13 protein-coding genes are annotated in these 13,330 nt (G+C 47.6%); 8 read left to right on the top strand and 5 right to left on the bottom strand.

All coding sequences use genetic code 11. From position 1 onward, the window contains the following. The 4 genes from LL912_RS09855 (at window position 1) to LL912_RS09870 (ending at window position 2,441) form a co-directional block, all read left to right on the top strand. On the top strand, window positions 1–1,359 hold the full coding sequence (locus tag LL912_RS09855; RefSeq protein ID WP_235553405.1) for a pyridoxal-phosphate dependent enzyme: 1,359 nt from the start codon (window positions 1–3) through the stop codon (window positions 1,357–1,359). Window positions 1,360–1,393: 34 nt separating this feature from the next. Continuing rightward, window positions 1,394–1,627 carry a Uma2 family endonuclease gene (locus tag LL912_RS09860; RefSeq protein WP_235553406.1) on the top strand — a complete coding sequence of 78 codons (234 nt, stop codon included), beginning with the start codon at window positions 1,394–1,396 and terminating at the stop codon, window positions 1,625–1,627. Window positions 1,628–1,641: 14 nt separating this feature from the next. Further along, complete coding sequence (locus LL912_RS09865) at window positions 1,642–1,911, top strand: Uma2 family endonuclease (protein ID WP_235556519.1); 270 nt, start codon at window positions 1,642–1,644, stop codon at window positions 1,909–1,911. 98 nt (window positions 1,912–2,009) lie between these two features. Continuing rightward, complete coding sequence (locus LL912_RS09870; protein WP_235553407.1) at window positions 2,010–2,441, top strand: hypothetical protein; 432 nt, start codon at window positions 2,010–2,012, stop codon at window positions 2,439–2,441. Between the two features lie 8 nt (window positions 2,442–2,449). Here LL912_RS09870 and LL912_RS09875 read toward each other — a convergent pair whose 3' ends face one another. After that, window positions 2,450–3,055: a hypothetical protein gene (locus tag LL912_RS09875; RefSeq protein WP_235553408.1), complete on the bottom strand. Its 606-nt coding sequence runs from the start codon at window positions 3,053–3,055 to the stop codon at window positions 2,450–2,452. Window positions 3,056–3,058: 3 nt separating this feature from the next. Continuing rightward, window positions 3,059–4,792, bottom strand: coding sequence for a hypothetical protein (locus tag LL912_RS09880; RefSeq protein ID WP_235553409.1), 1,734 nt, complete (start codon window positions 4,790–4,792; stop codon window positions 3,059–3,061). A 130-nt stretch (window positions 4,793–4,922) separates the two neighbouring features. Between LL912_RS09880 and LL912_RS09885 the strand changes: the two genes are divergently transcribed. Together LL912_RS09885 and LL912_RS09890 are read left to right on the top strand one after the other, a co-directional pair. Continuing rightward, complete coding sequence (locus LL912_RS09885; RefSeq protein WP_235553410.1) at window positions 4,923–6,284, top strand: dihydroorotase; 1,362 nt, start codon at window positions 4,923–4,925, stop codon at window positions 6,282–6,284. 84 nt (window positions 6,285–6,368) lie between these two features. After that, window positions 6,369–7,685: a MutS-related protein gene (locus LL912_RS09890; RefSeq protein WP_235553411.1), complete on the top strand. Its 1,317-nt coding sequence runs from the start codon at window positions 6,369–6,371 to the stop codon at window positions 7,683–7,685. Window positions 7,686–8,488: 803 nt separating this feature from the next. Here the strand turns inward: LL912_RS09890 and LL912_RS09895 are convergent. From LL912_RS09895 to LL912_RS09905, 3 genes are all read right to left on the bottom strand, one after another. Continuing rightward, the gene (locus LL912_RS09895; protein ID WP_235553412.1) at window positions 8,489–9,550 is read right to left on the bottom strand and encodes a TonB-dependent receptor; all 1,062 of its coding nucleotides are present in this window, start codon (window positions 9,548–9,550) and stop codon (window positions 8,489–8,491) included. A 222-nt stretch (window positions 9,551–9,772) separates the two neighbouring features. Then, entirely contained in the window at window positions 9,773–10,414 is a 642-nt protein-coding gene (yihA, locus tag LL912_RS09900; RefSeq protein ID WP_235553413.1) for a ribosome biogenesis GTP-binding protein YihA/YsxC, read from the bottom strand. Between the two features lie 10 nt (window positions 10,415–10,424). Further along, window positions 10,425–11,447, bottom strand: a complete 1,023-nt coding sequence (locus LL912_RS09905) for a GntR family transcriptional regulator (RefSeq protein ID WP_235553414.1) — start codon at window positions 11,445–11,447, stop codon at window positions 10,425–10,427. A 202-nt stretch (window positions 11,448–11,649) separates the two neighbouring features. Between LL912_RS09905 and ubiE the strand changes: the two genes are divergently transcribed. Both ubiE and LL912_RS09915 read left to right on the top strand, forming a co-directional pair. After that, a complete protein-coding gene (gene ubiE / locus LL912_RS09910) occupies window positions 11,650–12,396 on the top strand; it encodes a bifunctional demethylmenaquinone methyltransferase/2-methoxy-6-polyprenyl-1,4-benzoquinol methylase UbiE (RefSeq protein WP_235553415.1) in 747 nt (248 codons plus the stop codon). A gap of 101 nt (window positions 12,397–12,497) precedes the next feature. Next, the gene (locus tag LL912_RS09915) at window positions 12,498–13,223 is read left to right on the top strand and encodes an ABC transporter substrate-binding protein (RefSeq protein ID WP_235553416.1); all 726 of its coding nucleotides are present in this window, start codon (window positions 12,498–12,500) and stop codon (window positions 13,221–13,223) included. The last annotated feature ends 107 nt before the right edge of the window (window positions 13,224–13,330 follow it).

Consider the following 13,330-nt stretch of genomic DNA (forward strand, 5'->3'; position numbering starts at 1 on the left):
ATGGATATTAAAAATAATATACTGGAAACCATCGGCAATACGCCCCTGATCCGTTTAAACCGCATCACCCGGGAATTGCCCTGTACCGTAGCGGCTAAAGTAGATTATTTTAATCCCGGCAATAGCATCAAAGACCGCATGGCCATTAAGATGATCGAAGTGGCGGAAGCGGAAGGACACCTGAAACCGGGAGGCACCATCATTGAAGGCACCAGCGGCAACACGGGGATGGGCCTGGCCCTGGGCGCCATCGTAAAAGGGTATAAATGCATTTTTGTAACCACCGATAAACAATCCAAAGAAAAGGCCGATGTGTTGAAGGCCATGGGCGCCGAAGTGATTGTTTGTCCTACCAACGTAGAACCTGAGGATCCGCAGAGTTATTACAGCGTGGCGGCACGGCTGGCCAAGGAAACCCCCAATGCCTATCATATGAACCAGTATGATAACCTGGCCAACAGACTGGCACATTATGAAACCACGGGGCCGGAGATCTGGAAACAGACCGAGGGTAAAATCACCCACCTGGTGTGCACGGCAGGTACCGGCGGTACCATTACCGGTACGGCTCAATACCTGAAGGAGCAAAACCCCAATATAAAGGTATGGGCCGTGGATGCTTATGGTTCCCTGTTGACCAAGTACTTTCATACCGGTGAGGTGGATATGAACGAAGTATATCCTTATTTCAGCGAGGGTTTTGGTGAGGATTTTGTACCGAAGAACTACGACATGCGTGTGATCGATGCATTTACGCAGGTTACCGATAAGGACGGCGCCATTATGGCCCGTAAACTGGCCAAGGAGGAAGGATTGTTTTGCGGGTACAGTGCGGGAAGCTGCATCAAAGGACTGCTGCAACTCAAAGACAGTCTTACCAAAGACGATCTTGTGGTTTGCATTTTTCATGACCATGGCAGCCGCTATGTGGCGAAGATCTATAACGACCAATGGATGATGGAGCGGGGATTTATGGAAGTGAAAACCTTTAAAGACATTATCAGTAGCCGCAGCAACCGTCCCCTGGTAACCATACAGCAAACAGCACCGGTATCGGAAGCGGTGGAGCTGATGCGCAAATACGATATTGAGCACATCCCGGTTATGGAGAACGGCAGCGTGATCGGTGCTGTAAGCGAAGGCGGCCTGTTCCAGAAAATCTTTTCCGATCCGAATATTAAAAATGAGAGCCTGCAACATATCCTGGAACCCTCCTACCCCATTGTAGCTTTTGATACACCGGTGGAGCGCATCGGGTCGCTGATCAGCAAGGCCAACGGAGCCGTGCTGGCACAGGATGAAGCCGGCAATTATCATATTGTTACCAAGTACGACATCGTGCAAAGTATAGCCAAATAAAATTTGTATACCATATGGCTTATGCACAAAAATATTGCCGCATTATACATATGATGACTGGGTGCATTGGGAAGGCCGCCGGGAGTTGATCGACGGCATTCCGATTGCCATGGGTCCCATGCCGCAGCCAAAGCACCAGCGTGTGGCTGTTGAAATCCGGTATGCCTTTATAAACACATTGAAAGCCTGTTCCTGTCAACAATGCCATTCTTATGATCGCTGGATTATAAGATCTCTGAAGATACCATTCTGGTTCCGGATGTACTGATCGTATGCGGTGCAATCACCAAAGCCTACCTGGATTCTGCTACTGTATTAGTGGTGGAAGTATTATCACCTGCTACCGCATTGCGCGACCGGCATACCAAATATGCGTTATACGAACAGCAGGGCATTCTTTATTACCTGATCGCCGACCCTGAAAAAGAAGCCCTCGAAATTTATCAGCTTGTAAACAACCGATATGAGCTGCAGCCGGCCACATCGGCTTTTTCATTTGACCTTGAGAAAGATAATGGGATCCATGTTGACTATGCGGCTATCTGGAGTTAAAGAACCCGCTTTTCTTTTTAAATACTGTCACAATAACGCTGCATCCCTGTTGAGCCGAAACATGTATCTTTGGCGCCCAAATCAAAAACCACTTTTGTATGAAATTTACCAATCCAACAGGAAGAACATTAACAGAAATACAGAGCAACTTATCTTTTCACTATCCGAATATTAAAACAAGAAAAGCGTTTTTTAATGCATTCGGCCCCCAGCATCTCCTGGTTCCATCCGGGGCAGTAAAACATGTAATCCGCCCAACCAAAAATAACACCGTCCTGGTTACTGATTTTATTCCACCGGTATTCATCACCCTCGCGGCGCTGCTTGTAAGCATTATCGTTGTTTCACTGATTCTTACCCTGCTCCTGAAAGTACCGGTATTTGGAGGCGCGGGTGGCCTGGGATTTATACTTATATTCCTTTTGATAAAGGCCATTTACAAATCGGCTAATAAAGAGAAGTTTGAAAAGTTTCATACCGACCTGGAGCTGGCATTGACCAGCTCGAACCAGCCTGGCTCTATTTTCTAACAATTACATCAGCGGGGCATGGAAAGGATATAATCTTTAGCCGCATAGGGCTGCAACGCCTTTAACCGCTGTGCTATAAGCAGGTTCCAGATTTCCTGGTTGTTTTTATTGCGCCCATTCGCTGTTTCTGTATCATATTTTTTTTGAAAAGTATCCAGCTCCTTAAACAGCCAGTTCATTTCATTGGTCATGCGCTCCATGGGCGTTTTACCCAGAGACTGTGTCCGTACAAAGCGCGATAATTCCCGGGCGTAGATCTCTGAAATGTCAAAATGTTTTTGCTCGTGATTCAACAGGTAGGCTCGGTCTTCCAAGCTCCCGTTTGCAACCGCTGCAACCATATAGGAATGCGCAGGGGTCATTTGCGCATAAATGCGGATCATAGCCTTTCCCTTATTGGCACCGGAGGTGATCCGCGTTAAGGTATACACAAACCCTGTACGGGTTACAGCCATATTCCTTCCCAGGGCTGCAGGCGGTTCCTGACCGGGTTTTATAATCGTATAGTCCGACAGGCGCAGCATACGCGAAGGCGACCACCGGATGACCGGTGTTTGCGCCGTGACCAGTTGCACCCAGAACAGGCCGGCTACGGCTAACAAAATTTTCCTCATACGCTAAAACACAAAATCCCGTCGCGCCATGTTCCATCGTAAGCCAACAGACAACCACTTGGTAGTTTGATCCGGCACTGTTTCGATGCGGTATTTCCGGTACATGCCTGTAACATCAAAAAACAGGTTTTGCAGGATCTCATAGGAAACCGTCATTGAGCCGATCATCCCTTTATTACTGATTCCCCCTCCGATAAAATAGCCTTCCTCGCGCTCACGTCCATCGGTATAGTTCCGGAACAGATCGCCGCCGTAACTGGGCGAATGCCAGGCCGTATTATAGTTTACTGTATCCAGTCCCTTATTATACATTACCAGCATGGCTTTTAAATACAAGCGTGGCAGCGGCTGGTAGTGTGCAATGCCCACAAATTCCTTAAAGTTGGCTCCCAGCGGGTGCGCCAGCGGTTGATTGTAATGCAGGAAATTATTCTGCGCCCACTTATCCGTATAAGTAAAGGGACGTACAAAGTTTCCCTCCACCTGCAGGTCAAGGTTCTTAACAGTAAAAGCATCGGCATATTTTGCGCCGATCTGGTAGCCAAATTTATTCACCCAAGGGCCACCGGATTTAAACACTTTACTGACCACAAATTCATTGATCAGCCACTGCCCGTAAGCCTGGAAGTGTTTTGCAAAATTGGCCTTCACATCGAGCCCGATGCTGGATTTGGCGCTGTTACCGGTATAGGAGGAATACGCCCGGTTAAACATAGAAGGGTTGAGATAGCCTACCTGCAACCCACCGTTCTTTTTGCTATTGTACATGGTGCTTTCAAAAAAGCCCAGCTTCAGCCAGTTGGTGGGCTGCCAGGTAAGATAGTGGAACATCATGTAATTCCGGGGCCGGGTAGAGTCTTTTCCGAAGTAAAAATTCTCAAATGGAGCGATCGTTTGTGCAGCTACTGAAGTCAGCTGAAAATTTCCGGCCTGAACGCCAAGCTTTAAGAACGGATAGGGGGCGCTGAAATCGCTGATGAATAGGGTGCGGTACCCGTCACCGATAAAAAATTTATCATGCGCGATCTGAAAGTCGATATACTTCCCGGCATGGAACGTTACACCTCCACGCACATCCCAGTAATCAAATCCATCGCCTTTAAATGTTTTATAATATCCCAGGCCCGGCACACTCACATGCGCCTTATTATAATCCTGTACATACAATGGGTCGCGCTCCTGGTTTTCAGAGAAATAGAGGTAATACCCCACCCGCTGATCGATCTGCCCCCGCACACGGAGCCCCCGGGTATTCACAAACGTCTTTGTACCGGTGGCTTTGCCCAATTCAAAGTTGATCACCGGGTCAATAATCAGGCTATACTGATCCCGCTTGTCTACCGCATACAAATGGGCGGGGTTTTTAAAAAAAGCGCCCAGGATCGGCTTGCGTTGAAAAGAATCGGCATAATTATTTGTCCAGTCGGAATTGTTCATCATCATACTGCGGATATTATACCGGTCGATGCGGGTCAGTACGCCCTCCAGCGCCCCGGCCTTGTCCAGTGAATCGATCCGTTCTACACGCTCCGTGGCCCGTTTGCGGCCATAGGGCTTCACCGTTGTAAACTGCAGGACAGAATCTCCCCTCAGCTTTATGTCAAGCCGGTTAATGAGCCGGTTTTGTTTATCACTCAGCTCGATATTGTCGGTTTGGGCCTGACTGTAAAACGGCAACAGGATCAGCGCAAGCTTTAGGAGTTTTTTGATTTGCATATACGTAAGATAAGGTTTCATGATTTTTTTCTACGGCCTTCCTATGGCAAAGATAAGACCATCAAGGTATTAGAACCGGATTCCCTTCAATTGATTAATTTCGGAGTTTTTTTGTACTTTACCGACATTGGTGCACTTAATAACAAAAACCATGCAAACATTTCTGATCAGGAACATACATATTGTAAATGAAGGACAAATCAGTACAGGCGACGTGCTGATCCGGAACGGAAAAATTGAAAAGATCGCCGGCAGTATTGCTGTTCAAACCGGCCTGACCGAAATCAACGGGGAAGGCAGGTACCTACTGCCCGGCGTTATTGACGACCAGGTACATTTCCGCGAGCCGGGACTCACGCATAAAGCCACTATTTATACCGAAAGCAAGGCCGCGGTAGCCGGCGGTGTAACCAGTTTTATGGAAATGCCCAATACCGTCCCCCCTGCCTTTACCCTGGACTTACTTGAACATAAATATGAGATCGCGCGCAATACTTCGCTGGCCAATTATTCTTTTTTTATCGGCACCAACAACCAGAATGCAGATGATGCGCTGATGGCCAATCAATATAAGGACCGGATCTGCGGCATTAAGGCGTTTATGGGCTCCAGCACCGGGAACCTGCTGGTAGATAATCCCCTGGTACTGGAAAAACTATTTGCCGGAAGTGAGCTGCTGATCGCCACCCATTGTGAAGATGAACGCATCATTAAAGCCAATATGCAAAAAGCCCTTGAGTCCGGAAAGGAACTTACGGCTGCCGACCACCCGGTGATCCGTGACGCGGAAGCCTGCTTTGAATCTTCATTTTATGCCGTTCAGCTGGCCAAAAAACATGGTTCCCGCCTGCATATCCTGCACATCAGCACAGAAAAGGAATTGCAGCTGTTTACCAATATGTTGCCGCTTAAAGAGAAACGGATCACCGCCGAGGTATGCGTGCATCATCTTCATTTTACGGCGGATGATTATGCCATCCAGGGAAATCTTATTAAATGCAATCCCGCTATTAAAGCACCGCACAACCGGGAGGCCCTGTGGAATGCGCTGCTGGACGACCGGCTGGACCTCATTGCTACCGATCATGCTCCCCATACCTGGGAAGAAAAACAAGAACCCTATCTCAAAGCCCATGCAGGCGTACCCCTGGTTCAGCATTCGTTGCCGCTGATGCTTTATTATGTAAAACAGGGAAGGATCTCTATCGAAAAAGTGGTGGAAAAAATGAGCCATGCTGTAGCTGACTGCTTCCAGATCAAAGACCGTGGTTACATTCGTGAGGGGTACCAGGCCGACCTGGTCATTGCAGACATGAATGCTCCTTTTGCCGTAAAAAAGGACAATATTTTATATAAATGCGGCTGGAGCCCTTTTGAAAACATAGACGGCAGGGGCACTCCTTTCGAATTTCCGGCAAGCATCAGCCATACCTTCGTAAACGGAAATTTAGTTTATGGAAATGGACAATGGAATGAGTCTGTAAAAGGAGCGCGGTTACTATTTAACCGGTAACGGGCTGCGCCGGGGGACTCCAGGTTCAACGTTCAAAGTTTAAAGTTGGCGCCAACGTTGAACGCTAAACCTTAAACAAAATTTATGCAGATCGACGGCATCTCTTTTAACGACATCGCTATCTTTCATCCGGAAGAGGATTATTCCATCTTTCACAAACTGAACTTCACCCGCACCTTTGGGGGACGGGAATGGTTGCGGCATTTTTTCTCTAATCCGTTCAACGATATCGAAAAGATACGGGGCACACAACGCATCCTCAGTAAACTGATCCTGCATGTAGATGAGTGGCCGGAGGATATTACCAACGGAACCATCCTGGTAATGGACCGGTTTCTGGATTACGCACTGGATCGCGTCAGCAACAGTCCAAACGCGCTGGATGCCGCTATTTACAGGGTGCTGCACCATGCCGATTATGCCATGGTGCGCTTTTCGATCAATCATTTTGCCGATTTTTTCCGAAGCATCCGGAAGATCGCCTCCCTGTTAAACGGAGTGGCATTGCCCGCAAGCTTCAGCATCTATATAGAGCGGATCGAACAGCTCCTGAAGATAGAAGCTTTTAGCCAGTTGTCTGAATCGGTAAAGGATCAATCTTTTTCCATGAGCAAGAACCTGTATTACGCCGGCCAGCTACGGGAAGCTCATAAACACGCCATACAGGAACTGATGGACATTTACAGCCGCCTGGATGCATGGTATTCGATGGCGATGGCTGTAAAGCAGTATAACCTGGCCTTCCCGGAATTTACCGACCAGAACACCCCGGTGATTGAAGCAAAGGGACTTTACCATATCCTGCTTCAAAAACCTGTTCCCTATGATCTGGACATCACACAAAAAAACAACTTCCTGTTTCTTACGGGGGCGAATATGGCGGGCAAAAGCACCCTTATCAAATCAGTAGGCGCCGCTGTATTCCTGGCCCATATCGGCATGGGCGTACCGGCCCGGTCGATGAAGCTGACCCTTTTCGACGGCCTGATCAGCAATATTAATGTAGTGGACAACATTGTAAAAGGCGAAAGTTTTTTCTTTAACGAAGTACAGCGGATCCGGAACACTGTAGAAAAAGTAAGCAATGGCCAGAAATGGCTGGTACTGATCGACGAATTGTTTAAAGGCACCAATGTACAGGATGCCATGCGCTGCTCCCTGGCGGTCATCCGCGGATTGCTGAAAGTAAAAAGCTCGCTGTTTATACTTTCTACCCATTTATACGAAATCGGAGAAGAACTGGAAACCACCCCGGCCATTTCTTTTAAACATTTTGAAACCACCATAAATGATGATACACTTTCCTTCAGCTACCAGCTAAAAGAAGGCATCAGCAAGGACCGCCTGGGATATTTTATCCTGAAAAAAGAAAAGGTAGTGGAAATGCTGGACCGGCTGTAATGCTCATCCCGCCCCGATTTCACCCTGTAACCATGCGGGTTATTCATTAATAATGGACCTTCCATAGTACCGCTGGCCCGATACCAATGGTAATGCTCCTGCTCGCTATATAGAACAACGTTCCACCGATCAAATTGCATTTTTTTGCGAGAGCCCGTGATCATCATTTCCAAAGCCCGGAGATAAGCGAACCGGTTATTAAGGCAATGCAGGATACCCAACCCCGCAATCAGCCCCAGGTCTGTTTCGTTATCAACAACAGTTTTTTGGAGCCTTTTTATTTTTGAAGACCGCCGCCCAGCTCTGTCTCCCATATACAATCCAACTCCATACCGGCATCTGCAAATGGCCGTATTTTCCACGTTTGATTAAATAGACGCCTAGCAAAGAGTGCCACTTTTAGTAGCAGGTATTCTCCACACGGCGTGTATCCAGATTCGGATGCTTTCCGCGCAGCAAAAAAGCCGGGGAGCCCCCGCCCACCCGGCCTAAGACCCACATCGGGGTACTTAACACTGATGCTTTAATCATGGGCATGATCTCCGGCCGCCACCGTTTTCAACTGCAGCACGGTTTTGAAATCTTCACTCCCATACGTATTATAGTTGGGATCGTTCCATTCCCGCTGCACGGCTTTATTGATGCCGTGACGCAGGGAGGCTGTCAGCGACAGATCTTTGCCGGTTTGTAATACATTGAAGTCGCCGGTAAACCCAACACGGTCATCCTAATAAACGTAATTCAGTACCCCGCTTACAGAAGGCAGGAAAAAAAACTGGTGAATAGCAGCCTCCTCCAGAAACTCACCATTCAGCAGGTCTCCATCCGCCGCATAGAATTTTACCTGCAGCCCCTCTCAGGTCAAACTCCTTCCGCTGGTCTTCCTGATAAGCATACCAGCATTCTATGCGATTGCTGTCGCTTAACTGATACCGTGCCGTCGTTTTGTATAACCGGTGTACCACCTGCTGCCGGGGCGCATCGATCCGATAGGAAAAGTTTCCCGTTTCAAAAGGCATTTCATGTTGCATACGCACTTTAAGGTCTGCGGTATCCCCTATATGCGCGCCGGAAAAAATACCCAGCGCTGTATGCACGTAACTTCCATAGGCCGATAGCATCCACCGTTTTTTCCGGAACCCGGCTTCTGCAGAAAAGTTCAATTCTCTTACGCCGGTGTTGTTCAGAAAATAATCAGCTGTTTTAAAATTGCCGCTTTTCCTGCTGCTTCCCTGTATACGCCAGGCCCATTCCGGATGATTCACCCAGCCGCCCTTCAAGGTAAATCCGCCGCCAAACATGCGCCCGTTCGATGCCCATGCAGTGCCTGCTTCACCACTAACCTGTTTCCCAAAAGGAAGCTTCGGCGGATCCAGCACAATTACACCTCCCATGGCTTCAGCTCCGTAGCGTACGCCGGCCGCACCTTTTAATACATGGATCGCTCCTGCAATAGCCGGATCAATCTCCGGGGCATGCTCCGCCCCCCATTGTTGTCCTTCCTGCTTTACGCCGTTATTGATGAGAAGGATACGATTACCATGCAGGCCATTGATCACCGGTTTGGAAATAGTCGCTCCTGTTTGAAGCATGGATATACCTGGTACATCCTGCAGCACCTGCGCCAGGTTTTGTCCGCTCCTCTTTCTCAATTCGTTCCCCGAAAGCACGGCAACCGGAAGCGTTTTGTTCATTTGATGATTCTTGCTGCCGGATACCGTCACCATTTTCAACACCATTGTATCCCCAGCGGCCGTTGCTGAAGTGCTTTCTTTTGTTTGTGCCGCCATATTCAGCTGTGCCAGCAAACCCGCCAGCAGCGCGCATCTTAAAAATTTCTGATATACAAAACACCGATGCAACATTGTTGCAAATATATATAAATGCATCATCGTTGCAAAAAAAATTGATTTTTTTTATTCCATTCCGGTACCTGTTAGCTGAACCGGATTAACTGCTTAGCTAATGAGTAGCCATGATTGACCTACGAAAAAATTGAATACAGGGAATAATGGGCAGGTATTGCAGATTCCGGCATCAGCCATTAAGGCTCTGCGGCTTCAGCAATGTATTAAAGAAAAATGTTTTTATGCTACCGCATCACCGGTGTTCAAGGTGGCTATATATCCCAGCACTTCGTCCCTTCCCAGTTTGTCTACGGCGGAAGTCACAAAATACGGCGGCAATGCTTCCCAACTATCTTTCAGCATATTCAAAAACGCTTCCACTGTGCGGATAGTCGCACCCGGCTTGTTTTTGTCGGCTTTGGTAAACACCAATGCAAAAGGAATACCCCATTCACCCAGTTGATTGATAAATTCCAGGTCGAGTTTTTGTGGTTCATGACGACTGTCGATCAATACAAATAAACTTACCAGGTTCTCCCTTTTAAGAATATATTTTTCAATCATCATCGACCATCCTTTGCGTTGTTTTTGCGAGACCTTGGCATATCCATAGCCGGGAAGGTCCACCAGGTACCAGGATTTGCGTTCCATTTTTCCGCTCTTATCCCGGTACCCCGAAATAATTTCAAAATGATTGATCAGTTGTGTTTTACCCGGGGCCGCAGATGTTTTAGCCAGCGCCTTTTTATTGCAGAGCATATTGATGAGTGAGGACTTACCCACATTACTTCTTCCGATAAAAGCATATTCGGGCCGGTCGGCCTTGGGGCACTGCATATATTCCGCGCTGCTTTTAACGTAAGCAGCAGATACTATTTCCATAGCTGCAAATTTACAGGGAAGGGCGCAATCGTAAATGAAAAGGCACGGCAACCTGCCGTTTTTCGCCGCTGAGAATGAGCCGGGCGGTCTCCTCACCCATTGCGGCAAAATCGGTAGAAAAGGTGGTGATTCCCCGGAGGATCAGTCGCTTCAGGGGCGTTTCATTGTAACTGATGACACCCACATCCTCGCCAATCTCCAGCCGGGCGGCCATAATTTTATCTACCAGCGTTACCAGGTCATCTTCCATTAAGCAGATATATACTTCTTTAGAAGCGATGGGTTCCTTCTGAATATGATGCACTACTTCGCCATGAAAAGCATATTGCCCGCAAAACCGCTTAAAGCCTTTGGTAATTTCTTCAGGAAAATAGGAATACTCCGGTACTATGATTTTTATTGTTTCATATTGGCGCAGCCGGCCCAGTGCCTGTTCCAGCGCCTGGTAAATATCTTCTTCAAAATTTTCGTATACAGCGCTGAAATCGCCGCTGATGCCGGGTACCAGCTTATCTAACAGGATTAACTTTTCTTTCGGAAGGCCATTGATGATCTCCGATGCACCTGCTCCTCCTTCCAAAAAATGTGGAATGATCACAAAATGAGTATACGGTTTCTCGATTCCGGACAGCAACTTTTTAAACAGATTGAAATCATTGTTGTAAATGTAAAAATCAATAAGCGCTGCAGGGCCCAATGTTTTTACGAACGCATCATAAATAATCTTCTTGTGCGTGCTCAGTTTATTAAACAGCAGGAAAATTTTCAGTGAGCTCTGGAGTTCTGCAGTTTTTACAAAATACCCTTTCCCCGGCACTGACCCCAGCACCCCCATCCGTTTCAGCTGTTTGTACGCTTTTTCTGCTGTATCGCGGGAAATCTCAAACTCATAACTCAATTCATTAATCGAAGGCAAAAGATCGTTTTGCTGAATGCTGCCATCTGCAATGGCATTCATAATGGACTGAGCCAATTGCTGATACTTAGGTGTGGCAGATAAAACATCCAGTTCAATATATTTAAAAATACTCATTTCTATAATGACATGCTGAACAAATAAAAATAGGAAAAATAATGAAGACGCCGGGAAGAAATACATCGCTGCTTCCGGAGGATGCCCGGCACCATCGCCGGAAAATAAAAATCATACAGCCAGCAAAGAAAACAGGTGTTCGCCATCCCGCCGGCGAAATCCCCCTGCATCACTGTATAAAATCTTGTTACCTTTGCGGTTTATGACAGAATTTTCGCACGATCATATCATTCCTTATCAAGGATCTGAAAAAACAAAGAAAGAACAGGTTGCTGAAATGTTTGACCGCATTGCACCCCGGTATGACCTTACCAACCGCGTGCTTTCGGGCCGCACAGATGTAGCCTGGCGCAGGAAAGCGATCGGCATGCTGAAGAAATACCGGCCGCAGCAAATACTGGATATTGCCACCGGAACCGGCGACATGGCATTGCGGGCGTATAAGATGCTGGAGCCGCAACAGGTAACCGGTGTTGATATCTCTGCCCAGATGCTGGAGGTAGGCCGGCAAAAAATTTCCAGAGAAGGACTGAGCGACCGGATCACTCTTGAACCGGGTGACTCTGAAAACCTGCAGTTTCCCAATAACCGCTTTGATGCAGCCATGGCTGCGTTCGGTGTCCGCAATTTTGAAAACCTGGAAAAAGGTTTATCGGAAATGTACCGGGTATTAAAACCCGGCGGTCAATTGCTCATCATCGAATTTTCGAGGCCTAAACCCGGGTTGTTTAAAGGGTTGTACCAGATTTATATGAACGTAGTGGCGCCGCAGATCGCCGGCCTTTTGAAACAGAATAAAGAAGCCTACCAGTACCTCAACAAATCGGCGCGGGCATTTCCGGAACGGAAGGATTTTACTGATATCCTGCAAAAAGTAGGCTTTTCCAATGCACGGTATAAAGCGCTTACGCTGGGTATCTGCTGCATATATACGGCGGAAAAACGATAATGCACACTTGAATAAGCAGCGGTCAGGCCCGGACTGTCCGGTTTGAGATTCAATGAGCCGGTGTCAGGAATACCTTCTAACCTTAAACCTGAACTTCAAACGTGAGAATCGTATCCCTTGTTCCATCAATAACAGAACTTTTATACACCCTGGGGTTGGAACAGGAAGTGATCGGCATCACTAAATTCTGTATTCATCCCCAGGCCTGGTTCCGGACCAAAACACGTGTGGGCGGCACCAAAACACTGAACCTGGAAAAAATCATTGCGTTAAAACCCGATCTGATCATCGCCAATAAGGAGGAGAATGTAAAAGAACAGGTGGAAGTACTGGCCGGCAGGTTCCCTGTTCTTCTCACCGATGTAAACGATTATACAGGTGCACTGGCAATGATCCGCGAACTCGGCGATCATACCAACCGGAAAGAAGAAGCCCATGCACTAACTGCAGTCATCGAAGATGCCTTTGCAAGCCTTGACACCGGTCCTCCCTGCACTGCGGTATATTTTATCTGGAAAGATCCCTGGATGACTGTTGGGGGCGACACGTTTATCAATGATATGATGCAAAAGGCAGGCTTTATCAATTTATATGCCCCCTTCAACCGGTACCCTGTAGCAGACCTGAACGCCTTACAGGCACACCCGCCTGAATACTTCATCCTTGCTTCCGAACCATACCCGTTCGGAGAGCAGCATAAAGCCGCATTACAGGAGCTTTACCCGGATGTAAAAATCCTGCTGGCCGATGGAGAACTCTTCAGCTGGTATGGCAGCCGGATGCTCAAAGCGCCGGCGTATTTCCGGCGGTTACGGATGCCTCGGTAAGAGCGGTTACCGATGTATCAACACTTACAGTGGCCGTTCCATACCCGTATTACCCGTACAGAACCACAAATGTATTGCGGTGCCGGATATTTTTACCGGTGAAAAAC

The organism is Niabella agricola, assembly GCF_021538615.1.
GTDB lineage: Bacteria > Bacteroidota > Bacteroidia > Chitinophagales > Chitinophagaceae > Niabella > Niabella agricola.